Annotated in this window: 15 protein-coding genes and 2 pseudogenes; 10 read left to right on the top strand and 7 right to left on the bottom strand. The window is 67.9% G+C overall.

The window, feature by feature from the left end; all coding sequences use genetic code 11:
- Positions 1–8 precede the first annotated feature (8 nt).
- Together ACVWZN_RS01400 and ACVWZN_RS01395 are read right to left on the bottom strand one after the other, a co-directional pair.
- A pseudogene (locus ACVWZN_RS01400) lies at positions 9–353 on the bottom strand (EF-hand domain-containing protein); the annotation flags it as partial.
- A 48-nt stretch (positions 354–401) separates the two neighbouring features.
- Positions 402–665 (bottom strand): annotated as a pseudogene (locus ACVWZN_RS01395) (hypothetical protein); the annotation flags it as partial.
- Between the two features lie 269 nt (positions 666–934).
- Here ACVWZN_RS01395 and ACVWZN_RS01390 point away from each other — a divergent pair.
- Both ACVWZN_RS01390 and ACVWZN_RS01385 read left to right on the top strand, forming a co-directional pair.
- Positions 935–1678 carry an arginyltransferase gene (locus ACVWZN_RS01390; protein WP_456952306.1) on the top strand — a complete coding sequence of 248 codons (744 nt, stop codon included), beginning with the start codon at positions 935–937 and terminating at the stop codon, positions 1676–1678.
- Complete coding sequence (locus ACVWZN_RS01385; RefSeq protein ID WP_456952305.1) at positions 1675–2904, top strand: endonuclease/exonuclease/phosphatase family protein; 1230 nt, start codon at positions 1675–1677, stop codon at positions 2902–2904. The genes ACVWZN_RS01390 and ACVWZN_RS01385 overlap by 4 nt, the downstream gene beginning before the upstream one ends.
- A 12-nt stretch (positions 2905–2916) precedes the next feature.
- On the opposite strand, the gene ACVWZN_RS01380 is transcribed toward ACVWZN_RS01385, so the two are convergent.
- Both ACVWZN_RS01380 and purT read right to left on the bottom strand, forming a co-directional pair.
- Positions 2917–3336: a hypothetical protein gene (locus ACVWZN_RS01380; protein WP_456952304.1), complete on the bottom strand. Its 420-nt coding sequence runs from the start codon at positions 3334–3336 to the stop codon at positions 2917–2919.
- Positions 3337–3346: 10 nt separating this feature from the next.
- Positions 3347–4546, bottom strand: a complete 1200-nt coding sequence (gene purT, locus ACVWZN_RS01375) for a formate-dependent phosphoribosylglycinamide formyltransferase (RefSeq protein WP_456952303.1) — start codon at positions 4544–4546, stop codon at positions 3347–3349.
- 123 nt (positions 4547–4669) lie between these two features.
- Between purT and ACVWZN_RS01370 the strand changes: the two genes are divergently transcribed.
- The 8 genes from ACVWZN_RS01370 to ACVWZN_RS01335 all read left to right on the top strand — a co-directional run bounded on the left by ACVWZN_RS01370 (position 4670) and on the right by ACVWZN_RS01335 (position 9024).
- Positions 4670–5602 carry a hypothetical protein gene (locus ACVWZN_RS01370; RefSeq protein WP_456952302.1) on the top strand — a complete coding sequence of 311 codons (933 nt, stop codon included), beginning with the start codon at positions 4670–4672 and terminating at the stop codon, positions 5600–5602.
- Positions 5603–5650: 48 nt separating this feature from the next.
- Positions 5651–6514, top strand: coding sequence for an SPFH domain-containing protein (locus ACVWZN_RS01365; RefSeq protein ID WP_027082559.1), 864 nt, complete (start codon positions 5651–5653; stop codon positions 6512–6514).
- Positions 6514–6816, top strand: coding sequence for a hypothetical protein (locus ACVWZN_RS01360; protein WP_456952301.1), 303 nt, complete (start codon positions 6514–6516; stop codon positions 6814–6816). Before ACVWZN_RS01365 ends, ACVWZN_RS01360 begins: the two co-directional genes overlap by 1 nt.
- Positions 6813–7001, top strand: coding sequence for an Arc family DNA-binding protein (locus ACVWZN_RS01355; RefSeq protein ID WP_456952300.1), 189 nt, complete (start codon positions 6813–6815; stop codon positions 6999–7001). The genes ACVWZN_RS01360 and ACVWZN_RS01355 overlap by 4 nt, the downstream gene beginning before the upstream one ends.
- Entirely contained in the window at positions 6998–7171 is a 174-nt protein-coding gene (locus tag ACVWZN_RS01350; protein ID WP_456952299.1) for a DUF4177 domain-containing protein, read from the top strand. The genes ACVWZN_RS01355 and ACVWZN_RS01350 overlap by 4 nt, the downstream gene beginning before the upstream one ends.
- Positions 7172–7252: 81 nt before the next feature.
- Positions 7253–7807: a PH domain-containing protein gene (locus tag ACVWZN_RS01345; protein WP_456952298.1), complete on the top strand. Its 555-nt coding sequence runs from the start codon at positions 7253–7255 to the stop codon at positions 7805–7807.
- Between the two features lie 9 nt (positions 7808–7816).
- Complete coding sequence (locus ACVWZN_RS01340; RefSeq protein ID WP_456952297.1) at positions 7817–8608, top strand: M15 family metallopeptidase; 792 nt, start codon at positions 7817–7819, stop codon at positions 8606–8608.
- Between the two features lie 62 nt (positions 8609–8670).
- Positions 8671–9024, top strand: a complete 354-nt coding sequence (locus tag ACVWZN_RS01335) for a VOC family protein (RefSeq protein ID WP_456952296.1) — start codon at positions 8671–8673, stop codon at positions 9022–9024.
- Between the two features lie 5 nt (positions 9025–9029).
- Here the strand turns inward: ACVWZN_RS01335 and ACVWZN_RS01330 are convergent, their stop codons facing one another.
- From ACVWZN_RS01330 to ACVWZN_RS01320, 3 genes are all read right to left on the bottom strand, one after another.
- A complete protein-coding gene (locus ACVWZN_RS01330) occupies positions 9030–9707 on the bottom strand; it encodes a DNA-3-methyladenine glycosylase family protein (protein WP_456952295.1) in 678 nt (225 codons plus the stop codon).
- 1 nt (position 9708) lies between these two features.
- Entirely contained in the window at positions 9709–10056 is a 348-nt protein-coding gene (locus tag ACVWZN_RS01325; protein ID WP_456952294.1) for a DUF423 domain-containing protein, read from the bottom strand.
- A gap of 88 nt (positions 10057–10144) precedes the next feature.
- Positions 10145–11215, bottom strand: coding sequence for an SRPBCC family protein (locus tag ACVWZN_RS01320; RefSeq protein WP_456952293.1), 1071 nt, complete (start codon positions 11213–11215; stop codon positions 10145–10147).
- Between the last annotated feature and the right edge of the window lie 76 nt (positions 11216–11291).

Raw genomic sequence — 11291 nt, 5'->3', positions numbered from 1 at the left:
TGGGGAAATCAGGACTTGCCGGTGCCGCCCGAGCCCACGCCGTTCGCGCGCTCCGGATGCATGCGCTTGAACGCGGCGCGCATTTCGTCGCGGGTGACAAAGCCGTCGCGGTTGGCGTCGATCTGGTCGAACTTCGACGCGAAGGGCGACGTGCCGGCTTCGGCGCGGCTCAGTCGGCCGTCCTTGTCGGTGTCGAGCTTGGCGAGACCGCCGCGGCCTTCGTGCTTCGGACGCTCGTTCGCGTCGATACGGCCGTCGTGGTTGACGTCGAGCTGGTCGAACTTCTGCGCGAAGCCGGGGATCTTCGCCGCTTCGGTGCGATCGATCACACCGTCGTTGTTGGCGTCGATCTTCTTCCAGCCACCTTCATGGCCGCCACGCATGCCGTCGTGCTGCGGACGCTCGGACGCATCGATGCGACCGTCCTTGTTCTTGTCGAGCTGGTCGAAGTGCTCGGCGAAGCGCGGCATCTTGGCGGCTTCGGCGCGGTCGATCACGCCATCGTTGTTGGCGTCGATCTTCTTCCAGCCGCCTTCGCGGCCGCCGCGCATGCCATCCCGCTGCGGGCGCTCGGACGCGTCGAGGCGGCCGTCGTGGTTCTTGTCGAGCTGATCGAACTTGGCCGCGAAGCCCGGACGGGCTGCGGCTTCGGCGCGATCGATCACGCCGTCGCCGTTGGCGTCGATGCGGGCATGGGTGCGCGCGCCGGCGGTGGCGGTCGTCGACGCGGTCGTCGGCTGGGCCGCGAACGCCGCACCGGCGGCGAGGACCGAGGCGACAGCGAGGGCGAGGATCTGGGTGTGCTTCACGTGTGTAACTCCGGGTGTCAGGCGTTGCCGCCGATGCAGGGGAAACGCCCGACTGGTCGCGCGGTTGACGTCTTCCGGCCCGTGTTCAGCCGCGGGCCAGCCGCAACGGGCGGTATGCTCCGGTCATGGGCAATACCCCGGCGCGCGAAGGCGAGGATCTCCGCCTGTTCCACACAGGCCTGCACGACTGCGGCTACTGGCCGGAGCGGCAGGCGCGCGACCTCGTGCTCGATCCGCGCGACCCGCGCCTGCCCGACTGGTACGCGCTCGCGTTGGGCTGGGGTTTCCGCCGATCCGGTGACATCGTCTACCGCCCGCATTGCGCGTCGTGTCGCGCGTGCACGCCGGTGCGCATCCCGGTCGCCGAGTTCCATCCGAACCGCACGCAGCGCAAGACGCTTCGTCGCAATGCCGACCTCGTCATGCGCGTCTGCCCGGCCGAGCGCACCGAAGAACATCTCGATCTGTATCGACGCTACCTGTCGACGCGCCACGCCGGCGGCGGCATGGACATGCACGGCGCGCCGGAGTTCGACCAGTTCCTGGTCGGACGCTGGAGCCGCACGCGCTTCCTCGAATTCCGCACGTCGACGCCCGACCACACGTTGCTCGCGGTGGCCGTCACCGACATGACACCGGACGCGTTGTCGGCGGTCTACACGTTCTACGACCCCGCGCAGGCCGATCGCGGGCTCGGCAATTACGCGATCCTCCGCCAACTGCAGTGGGCGGCCGAGGGAGGCCGCGCGCACCTGTATCTGGGCTACTGGATCGCCGGCCATCGCAAGATGGATTACAAGCGCAATTTCCGTCCGCTCGAAGCTTTCGACGGCCGCCAGTGGCTGGCCTTTCCCGACGAGACCCCATGACCCGATTCCTGACTGCTGCGCTGCTCATCGCGGCGCTGCTCGTTCTTGCGGCCTGCGTTCGCGTGCGCGTGCAGGGCGACCGGGACCAGTGGGCGCGCGACATCCGCGCCAATGGCGCCGCCGCGCTGCGCATCGCGACATACAACACCTCGCTCAACGACGATCGCGCCGGCGGGCTGATCGCGCGCCTCGAAGGCGACGACGCGAATGCACGCAAGGTCGCCGCGGTACTGCAGCGCGTGCGTCCCGACATCGTGCTGCTCAACGAGTTCGATTTCGACGCACAGCATCGCGCCGCGGATCTGTTCCAGCAGCGTTACCTCGCCGTTGCACAGGCCGGTGGCGGCGATGCACTGACCTATCCGTATCGCTATCTCGCGCCGGTCAACACCGGCGTGCCGAGCGGTTTCGATCTCGATCGCAACGGTAAGGTCGGTGGCGAAGGTCGCGCTGCGGGAAACGATTCGTGGGGCTTCGGGCTGCATCCCGGCCAGTACGGAATGCTCGTGCTGTCCCGTTACCCGATCGACACCAAGGACGTCCGCACCTTCCAGAATTTCCTCTGGAAGAACCTGCCGAACGCTCGCGCGCCGCATGATCCGAAGACCGGCGAGCCCTGGTATTCGGCCGACGCCTGGGCACGGTTCCCGCTGTCGTCGAAATCGCATTGGGACGTGCCGATCGAAACGCCGCTGGGTCGTATCCACGTGCTCGCCGCGCATCCGACGCCGCCGGTGTTCGACGGCCCGGAGAACCGCAACGGCCTGCGAAACTACGACGAAATTCGCCTGTGGGCCGAATACCTGTCCCCGGGCGACAAGCCGTGGCTCTGCGACGACCGCGGGCATTGCGGCGGCCACGCGCAGGATGCGTCGTTCGTCATCGTCGGCGACCACAACGCGGACCCGGTCGATGGCGACGGCGAGCCCGGCGCGATCCTGCAACTGGTGAACCATCCGCGCGTCAACGGCAGCGTGCCGCCGACCAGCGAAGGCGGCCCCGAGCGAGCCGCGCAGTACGGCATCGCGCGCAAGGGCGACGTCACCACGCATACCGGCGACTTCGGCCCGCAGGCCGGCACGTTGCGCCTGGATTACGTGCTGCCGTCGAAGAACCTGCCCGTGCGCGGCGGCGGCATCTTCTGGCCGAAGGCCGGTGCGCCCGGCAGCGAACTGCTCGACGCCAGCGATCACCACCTCGTCTGGCTGGATCTCGCGCCGCGCTAAAGCGCGATCGAATCAGCCTTCCGGCGGGCGCCGGTGATCGTCGTCGACCGACGCGTTCGCACCCGACGGCTCCGCCGAATGCGGCATCGCGCTCGATGGTTCCTTGGGCGACGGCGCGCCCGGGCCGACCACCGGCAACGCATTCGGACGCGGCTCGCGGCTGCGTGCGAAACCGAATGCGATGTCGCTGTGCATCGACACGATCATGCGCACCATCGCCATCGGGATCATGAGTTCGATCTCGGCGTCGCCACCCGCATCGTCCTTCGCGCGCAGCGTCATCTCGACGAACGCGCCGCCGGTATCGACGATGTGACACGGAATGTGCGGGCCGGTCGCGCCTTCCTGCACGTACGGCTTGATGGCCTCGCCCAGCGCTTCCCACGCCTGCTCGAAGAGGAAGACGGCGTATCCGCTGGTGTGCTCGGTCATGTGCGCATTCTCACTTCAGGTCGATGTTCAACGCGGCGGCGGACTGCCGCGCACGTTCGCGGGCATCCTCGACGTCCGCGCCGAGAGCGAGCGTGACGGCCACGCGCCGCTGCCCCGCCACGCGCGGCTTGCCGAACAGTCGAAGCGCGGCATCGGGATGCGCCAGTGCATCGCCGAGATTGGAAAACACGGGCACGCCGTGGCCTTCGGCCAGCACCGCGCACGATGCAGCGGCGCCGTATTCGCGCACGGCCGGAATGGGCAGGCCGAGGATGGCGCGCGCATGCAACGCGAATTCGGAAAGGTCCTGCGAGATGAGCGTCACCAGGCCGGTGTCGTGCGGACGCGGCGAGACTTCGCTGAACCACACATCGTCGCCGCGCACGAACAGCTCGACGCCGAACATGCCCCAGCCGCCGAGTTCGTCGGTGATCGCTCGCGCGATGCGTTGCGACGTCGCCAGCGCGCGCGTGCTCATCGCCTGCGGCATCCAGCTTTCGCGATAGTCGCCGTCGCGCTGCAGATGCCCGACGGGCGCGCAGAACGTGGTGCCGCCGACGTGGCGCACGGTCAGCAGCGTGATCTCGTAGTCGAAGTCGACGAAGCCTTCGACGATGCAGCGCCCGGCGCCGGCGCGGCCGCCGGTCTGCGCGTATTCCCACGCCTTGTCGATCTCGCCTTCCGCGCGAACCGTCGACTGGCCCTTGCCCGATGACGACATCACCGGCTTGACCACGCAGGGCATGCCGACCGCCGCGATCGCCTCGACGTATTCCTCGTACGTATCGACGAAGCGGTACGGCGACGTCGGCAGTTCCAGCGTTTCGGCCGCGAGGCGACGGATACCTTCGCGGTCCATCGTCAGCCATGCCGCACGCGCGGTCGGCACGATGCGCGTGGGCGTGCCGTCCTGCTGGTATTGCAGCTCCAGTTCCACCAGCGTCGGCGTGTGGATGGCCTCGATCTCGGGAACGATCAGGTGCGGCTTCTCGAGGTCGATCAGCGCGCGCACCGCGTCGCCGTCGAGCATGTCGAGCACATGGCTGCGATGCGCGACCTGCATGGCCGGCGCGTCGGCATAGCGATCGGCGGCGATGACCTCGCAACCCAGGCGCTGCAGCTCGATCGCGACTTCCTTGCCCAGCTCGCCCGAGCCCAACAGGAGCACGCGCGTGGCGTAAGGAGACAGCGGCGTTCCGATCGTGGGCATGGCGCGGGCGTCCTGCGGAAAGCGCACAGTCTAGGCGGCGTCGGCGCGGTCGGCACCGATGGCGCACCACTGCGTGGTCGTCGCGTCGTCGAACGATGGCGATGCACGTGCGATCCTGTGGCCATGCGTCGACCGGGGCTGCCCATCCGACTGCGCGGCGGCCTCGCCTGCGCGCTGGCGATCGTGCTTGCGAGTTGCTCGCAGGCGCCCGCCGATGGCGATGCGCGCGTGAGTGGCCTGATGCTGGATTCGCAGCTCAGCGAGATCAGCGGGCTCGCGGTATCCAACCGCCATGCCGACACACTGTGGATGCACGACGACGGCGGCAACCCGCCGCGGCTGTTCGCGATCGACCGCAGCGGCGATCGCGTCGCCACCTTCCGCGTCGAAGGCGTGCCCAAGACCGACTGGGAAGACATCGCGGCGTTCCAGATGCAGGGCCGCGACTACCTGATGCTGGCCGACACCGGCGACAACGGCGGCCTGCGTCGCACGCTCCAACTGCACGCGATCGAGGAGCCGGCGACGCTCGAGAACGCGCGCCTGAAACCAGCTTGGTCGATCGTGTTCCGCTGGCCGGACGGCCCGCGCGACTGTGAGGCCGTGGCGGTCGATGCCCGACGCGGCGAGGTGCTGCTGATCTCCAAACGTCGCCAGCCGCCCGAGCTGTTTCGCCTGCCGCTGCATCCGCAGCTGGACCCGCCCGCCGTCGCCGAACGCATCGCGCGCCTGCGCATGCCGCCGCAGCTGGCGCCGCAGAGCGGCACCGAGGAACGCGCGCCGCTGTCCGCGCAGGTCACCGCTGCCAGCATTTCGCCCGACGGCACGCGCCTCGCCGTTCTGACCTACCGCTACCTGCTCATCTACACGCGCCTGTCCGACGAGGACTGGGCGCGCGCCGTCACCCATCCGCCGCAGGTGCTGACACTGCCGTGGCTGCCGCAAGCAGAGGCGATGGGCTGGGACCGCGATGGTCACCACGTGTTCGCGACTGGCGAGTTCGTTCCGGCCCCGCTCTACCGCATCGACGTGGACGCGGCCGACGAGCGGCATTAGAGAGTGATATCGATCTGATATCGTTTCCTTACCATTGAGGGAACACCCATGAAAGAGATCCAAGCCCGTTCGCTGCCCGGAATCCCGGTCCTGCTCGCGCTGCTGGTCGCCGGCTTCGCCGACGTTGCGTTCTTCATCAACGCCGCGGCCGACGCCCTGCCGGCGCGCATGGCCATCGCGGCCGTGATCGGCGGCCTGCTGTTCCTCTGCCTGTTCGGCCTCTACATGCTCGAGCCCAACCAGGCCGCGGTGCTGAGCCTGTTCGGCCGCTACGTGGGCAGCGACCACCAGAACGGCCTGCGCTGGAACAACCCCTTCTATTCGAAGAAGAAGGTCAGCTTGCGCGTGCGCAACTTCGAGAGCGGCAAGCTCAAGGTCAACGAGCTCGACGGCTCGCCGATCGAAATCGCGGCCGTGATCGTCTGGCAGGTGGCGGATACCGCCGAGGCCGTGTTCAACGTCAACGACTACGAGAGCTTCGTGCACATCCAGGCCGAGTCGGCGCTGCGCGCAATGGCGACGAGCTATCCGTACGACCAGCACGAGGAAGGTCAGCTCGCGCTGCGCAGCCACGCGGCCGAGATCAGCAAGCATCTCGCCGAGGAACTCGCCGAACGTCTCGCCGACGCCGGCGTGCAGGTGGTCGACGCACGCATCAGCCACCTCGCCTACGCACCGGAAATCGCCCAGGCCATGCTGCAGCGCCAGCAGGCGAACGCGATCATCGCGGCGCGTACGCGGATCGTCGCGGGTGCGGTCGGCATGGTGCAGATGGCGCTCGCCGAGCTCGAGAAGAACGGCGTCGTGCATCTCGATGAAGAGCGCAAGGCGCAGATGGTCAGCAACCTGCTGGTCGTGCTCTGCGGTGAACGTGGCACGCAGCCCATCGTCAACGCGGGTTCGATCTACTGATGGATGGCACCGGTATCGCCCTCGCCTTCGCGCTCACCAGCGTGCCGGCGTTCCTGGTCGCGCAGTCGCTGTCACGCAGTGCACAGCGACGCGACCCGGACACGCGCGAATCGCATCTCGCACTGGTGCTGGTTCGGTTCATGCGCATCGTCGGCGCGACCATGCTGGTCGGCGCGGCGGCGATGTATGCGGTACGCGACGACGTAAGCCACATCGTGATCGTCGCGCTCGGCGTCGCGCTTGCGGTGAATGCACTGGCGATCGCGATGCTGGTCGCCGTGGTACGCGGGCGTCGCCGGTGAGCGAGAAAAAAGCCTATCCGCTGCGCATCAACGCCGAAGTGCTTTCGGCCGTGCAGCGCTGGGCCGACGACGAACTGCGCAGCCTCAACGCACAGATCGAATACGTATTGCGCGACGCACTGCGCAAGGCGGGCCGGCTGCCCAAGCCCGGCGATGACACGCCCGCGGAGGGCGAAGAAACATGAGCGGACGTCGCTGGTCGTATAAGGTCGTGCAGGTGAAGCCGAAGCTGTTCGGCGCGCGCGCGGCCGATGTGGAAGCGGTACTGGCCCAGCACGGGCAGGCGGGCTGGGAGCTCGTCAATGCCGTGCAGGTCGGGATGTATTCGTGGCTCTACCTCAAGAAGGAAATCTGACATGCGCAAGCGCAATGCATCCGTCGCCGTCGTGTTTATCGTCATCCTGATCGCCGTCGCCGCCGGCACGCACCTGATCTGATGGAAGGGACGCGCACGTTCGAGATCGAGCCGCCGGCGGGCATGACGGTCGCGATGCTCGCGGTCACCGCCGTGTTGCCGATGCTGGTCGTTGCCGTCCTGCTTGCGGGAATGGACAGGGCCGCGGATCGCGAAGGCGCCGTCGTCACGATCAGCGCAGCGCTTCTGGCGTGCGCGATCGCCGCCGGTTTCGCAGTCCTTTCGTTGCGTCGACGCCGCATCGAACTCACGCCATCGCAGCTGGTCGTGAAGGCGGGACCGTTCACGCGACGCATTCCGCGCGAACAACTCGACGTCGCGTCCGCACGCATCGCGGCTGCAGGCGAGCAGGCCGACACCCGCGCTGCGCTCAAACTCTTCGGCGCACGCCTGCCCGGCTATCGCGCCGGCTGGTTCGTGATGCTCGACGGCCACCGCGCGTTCGTGCTGGCCACGCGCGGCCGCGTGCTGCGCCTGCCGGTGCGTGACGCCGCGCCGTTCGTGCTCACGCCATCGGAGCCCGACATGCTGCTGAACGCGCTGCGCAGCATGGTTTCGCCGGCGCCACCCCGCTAACCTGCCGGCATGCGCGCGCGACCCGACATCCTCGTCAACACACCCGACATCGAGCTCTGGCCGGCGCACCTGCTGCGCGCACGCTCGAACGCCGATGCGCGCGCGGTTGCGCGCGCGAGCCACGTATTGCGACGCAAGCGCGACGGCCGCTTCCTCGCTGCTGCGACGCCGACGGGCATCGAACCGCTGAGCTGGAACTGGCGGCGCGAAGCGGGCGTCGACAACGCGCTGCGCGCGCTCGTTTCGACCGCACGAACGGCGCATGTCGATGATCGCGACCTGCCGCTCGCACGCATCACGCAGCGGCTCGAAATCCTTGGACTCGACGCCAACGCCTATCGCGATCGCACCGGTCTTGATCTCGTCGCCGAACCGGCTGCGCTCACGTTCGCCGGTTTCGATCGCTATCGCCGTCCGCTGTGGCTGAGACCGGCGGCGGCGCGCGCGTGGCGCAGCCTGCACGATGCGGCGCAACGCGAAGGCGTCATGCTCGAAGCGATCTCGGGCTATCGCAGCCACGACTACCAACTCGGCATCTTCGATCGCAAGCTCGCACGCGGTCAGACCGTCGACGAAATCCTGACCGTCAACGCGGCGCCGGGTTACAGCGAACATCACGCCGGTCGGGCGCTCGACATCTCCGCGCCGGGCCAGCCGCCAGCGGAAGAATCGTTCGAAACGACGGCCGCGTTCGACTGGCTGCAGCGCAACGCGAGCGCTTACGGCTTCGTAATGAGCTACCCGCGCGACAACCCCCACGGCATCGTCTACGAGCCGTGGCATTGGTGTTATCGCGGCTGAGCCCGCTCACCCGTCGATCACCGCCGCGCCGCAACCCTCCGCGTTTTCCATGGAGGACCGCCATGCCCATCGCCAACGCGCTCGCCGGCATCGCCGTGCAGGACCTCGCCGTTTCGCGCGGCTGGTACGAAGCCTTGCTGGAATCGCCATCGTCGAGCCCGATGCCCGAGGTGGCCGAATGGTCGCTGCCGCGTGGCGGCGGCCTGCAGCTGTTTCGCGATCCGCTGCGTGCCGGCTCGTCGTCCGCCACGCTCGCGGTCGACGACATCGACGCGCAGCGCGAACGACTCGCGACGCTCGGCGTGGAGATAGTGGATTCGACCGACGCCGATGCGGTACGCACCATCACGTTGCGTGACCCGGACGACAATCGGCTCGTACTCGCGCAGGCCCTGGACCCGCGCATCGCGCACTGAGCGCGTCAGCTCTGCGAACGCTTGACGGGTTTCGCGGGCGCCGGTGCCGCGAAGTCGGCGACGCGCCAGAGATAGAAGCTCGCGTACGTGCGATATGGACCCCATGCTTCGCCGCGTTCGGCGAGCGCACGCGGCGTCGGCATTGCCTCGAGTTCGTCGAGCAGCTGCGCGCCCTTGCGGATGCCGAGGTCGTCGACCGGCAACACGTCCGGCCGGCCGAGCCGGAACATCAGCATCATCTCGACGGTCCAGCGCCCGATGCCGCGGATGGGCACCAGCGCCGCGATGATCGCGTCCTCGTCCATCACCGACATCTGACGCAGCGTCGGGATCTCGCCGAGCGCTTCGCGACGCGCGAGGTCGCGCAGGGCGAGAAGCTTGTTGCCCGATACGCCGCAAGCGCGCAGCGTCGCGTCGTCGCAACGGGCTAGCGTGTCGGCGTGCAGTCGATCGCTGGCGATCGCGACCTCGACGCGCGACACGATGGTCGCCGCGGCCTTGCCCGACAGCTGTTGGTAAAGGATCGCGCGTGCCAGTGCGTCGACCGGATCGAATGGTTTGCGCCAGCGCGGCTCCGCAACGATCGGGCCGATGCGCCGCATCCAAGCCCCGAGCGCACGATCGGCGCGGCGCAGATGCTTGGTCGCCGCGTCGACATCGAATCCACGGGACCAGCGCGGCATGTCAGCGCCCTACCCGTTCGACGGCGACGAGCAGCCAACCGACGATGAGCAGCATCCCGCCCGCAGGCGCGAGTCGCGTCGGCCAGCCCATCAGCTGCGCAACGACGAGACTGCCCGAGAACAACAGCACGCCGATCACGAAGGCGATCCGCGCGAGACCGCCGACGCGCCCGCGGCTCGGGATGTATGCGACCAGCGCGATGCCATGCGCCAGCGCCATCGCCGCGGCGGTGTAGAGCCAACGCTGCGCATCACCGGTCGCGCCGTGCGCCGCGTAAGCGGAGAGCGCGACGCCCGAAGCGCCGAACAGCGCACCGACGACACCGGGCCAGCGCGCATCACGACTCATGCGCAGCCTCGAAACACGAGCGCGCCAACATTTCCGCCGCCCAACGAAAAACGCGCCGCAAGCGGCGCGTTTTCGAAGTCGGTCGGGATTACTTGACCGCCCACTGGACCGTGAACTGGCCCTGGTCGGTGAAGCCGGCATCGATGCCGCCGGTCCACATTTCGTACGGGCGATCGACCGTGGCGTAACCGTGCGTCAGCGACCACGCGCGGATGGCGTCGCGCAGATGCTGCAGGTTGCCCATGTCGCCAGTGAACGTCGTACCCACGACCTTCGAGGCGTCGTTGTAGGCGACCTTGACCGGCGTGCCGGTGGTGGTGATGCCCTCGATCTTGTCGCCCGCGCCGGCCTTCTTGACCGGAACCGCGACGTCGAACGAGTAGTTCGCCGAACCCTGCTCGTTGGTGATGATGCGCACCGGGCCGGCCTGCTCGAGGCCATTCGACGCGATCACCTTCTTGATCCACTCGAGGTTCGAGTTCATCTGGCCGCGGATCTTGTCGCGGTCGATCGGCACGACGGCGCCTACAGTCAGCAGCGTCTCGACCGGACGGTTGGTCAGGCTCGGAAGCGGCGACTTGTACTCGGTCGGCAGCTGGCTGTAGTCGATGTTCGGCACGCCGGCCAGCGCATTAGACAGGCGGCCCAGGCCGAGCTTGATGTCCTCACCCACGCTGTTGCTCACGTACAGGCCGGCGTAGCGCGCGATCGGATTGAAGCCGTAGTCGACGTCGTAGGTCTGCGTGATCTGCGTATTGCGACCGTGGTTGCCGACCGGCTGCAGCTTGAACTCGCTGCGCTTGTTGTTGCCCGGCGAGCCGGTTTCGATCGCGTAGGCGATGCGCTTGTTGCGCTCGCTCTGGGTGATCTCCCAGCTGCCGTTGCCGACGCCGCGGACCTTGGACTGGTACGCGATCTTGGCGCCGACGCCCTCGTCCTTGCCCGAGGTCTGAACCTGGGCGGCCGGGTCGTGCAGCAGCACGGGGTTCCAGTCGGTGAAACGACGGGTGTTGTTTAGCAGGTCGTACGCGATCGAGACCTTGCGGTTCGACTGGACCGACTCGGACAGGTGACGACTGCTGGGCAGGAAAATGCCCACGATCACGAACAGTGCGAAGACGATCGCGATGGAAATCAGGATCTCGAGCAAACGGGTCATTCAGGAGTTCTCCGGGGCCTGGCCCGCGCCACCCTTCGCAGGACCTAGGCGCAGACCGCCAATCGTAGCAAGACAG

It is taken from the genome of Lysobacter sp. HA35, from assembly GCF_054061195.1.
This window is presented reverse-complemented; position numbering and strand designations above follow the sequence as displayed.

Coding starts and splice junctions, on each gene's coding strand:
- ACVWZN_RS01335 (WP_456952296.1), top strand. CDS start 8,671: ATGCCCATCGCCAACGCGCTCGCCGGCATCGCCGTGCAGGACCTCGCC.
- ACVWZN_RS01330 (WP_456952295.1), bottom strand. CDS start 9,707: ATGCCGCGCTGGTCCCGTGGATTCGATGTCGACGCGGCGACCAAGCAT.
- ACVWZN_RS01350 (WP_456952299.1), top strand. CDS start 6,998: ATGAGCGGACGTCGCTGGTCGTATAAGGTCGTGCAGGTGAAGCCGAAG.
- ACVWZN_RS01365 (WP_027082559.1), top strand. CDS start 5,651: ATGAAAGAGATCCAAGCCCGTTCGCTGCCCGGAATCCCGGTCCTGCTC.
- ACVWZN_RS01320 (WP_456952293.1), bottom strand. CDS start 11,215: ATGACCCGTTTGCTCGAGATCCTGATTTCCATCGCGATCGTCTTCGCA.
- purT (WP_456952303.1), bottom strand. CDS start 4,546: ATGCCCACGATCGGAACGCCGCTGTCTCCTTACGCCACGCGCGTGCTC.
- ACVWZN_RS01385 (WP_456952305.1), top strand. CDS start 1,675: ATGACCCGATTCCTGACTGCTGCGCTGCTCATCGCGGCGCTGCTCGTT.
- ACVWZN_RS01340 (WP_456952297.1), top strand. CDS start 7,817: ATGCGCGCGCGACCCGACATCCTCGTCAACACACCCGACATCGAGCTC.
- ACVWZN_RS01325 (WP_456952294.1), bottom strand. CDS start 10,056: ATGAGTCGTGATGCGCGCTGGCCCGGTGTCGTCGGTGCGCTGTTCGGC.
- ACVWZN_RS01370 (WP_456952302.1), top strand. CDS start 4,670: ATGCGTCGACCGGGGCTGCCCATCCGACTGCGCGGCGGCCTCGCCTGC.
- ACVWZN_RS01380 (WP_456952304.1), bottom strand. CDS start 3,336: ATGACCGAGCACACCAGCGGATACGCCGTCTTCCTCTTCGAGCAGGCG.
- ACVWZN_RS01360 (WP_456952301.1), top strand. CDS start 6,514: ATGGATGGCACCGGTATCGCCCTCGCCTTCGCGCTCACCAGCGTGCCG.
- ACVWZN_RS01390 (WP_456952306.1), top strand. CDS start 935: ATGGGCAATACCCCGGCGCGCGAAGGCGAGGATCTCCGCCTGTTCCAC.
- ACVWZN_RS01345 (WP_456952298.1), top strand. CDS start 7,253: ATGGAAGGGACGCGCACGTTCGAGATCGAGCCGCCGGCGGGCATGACG.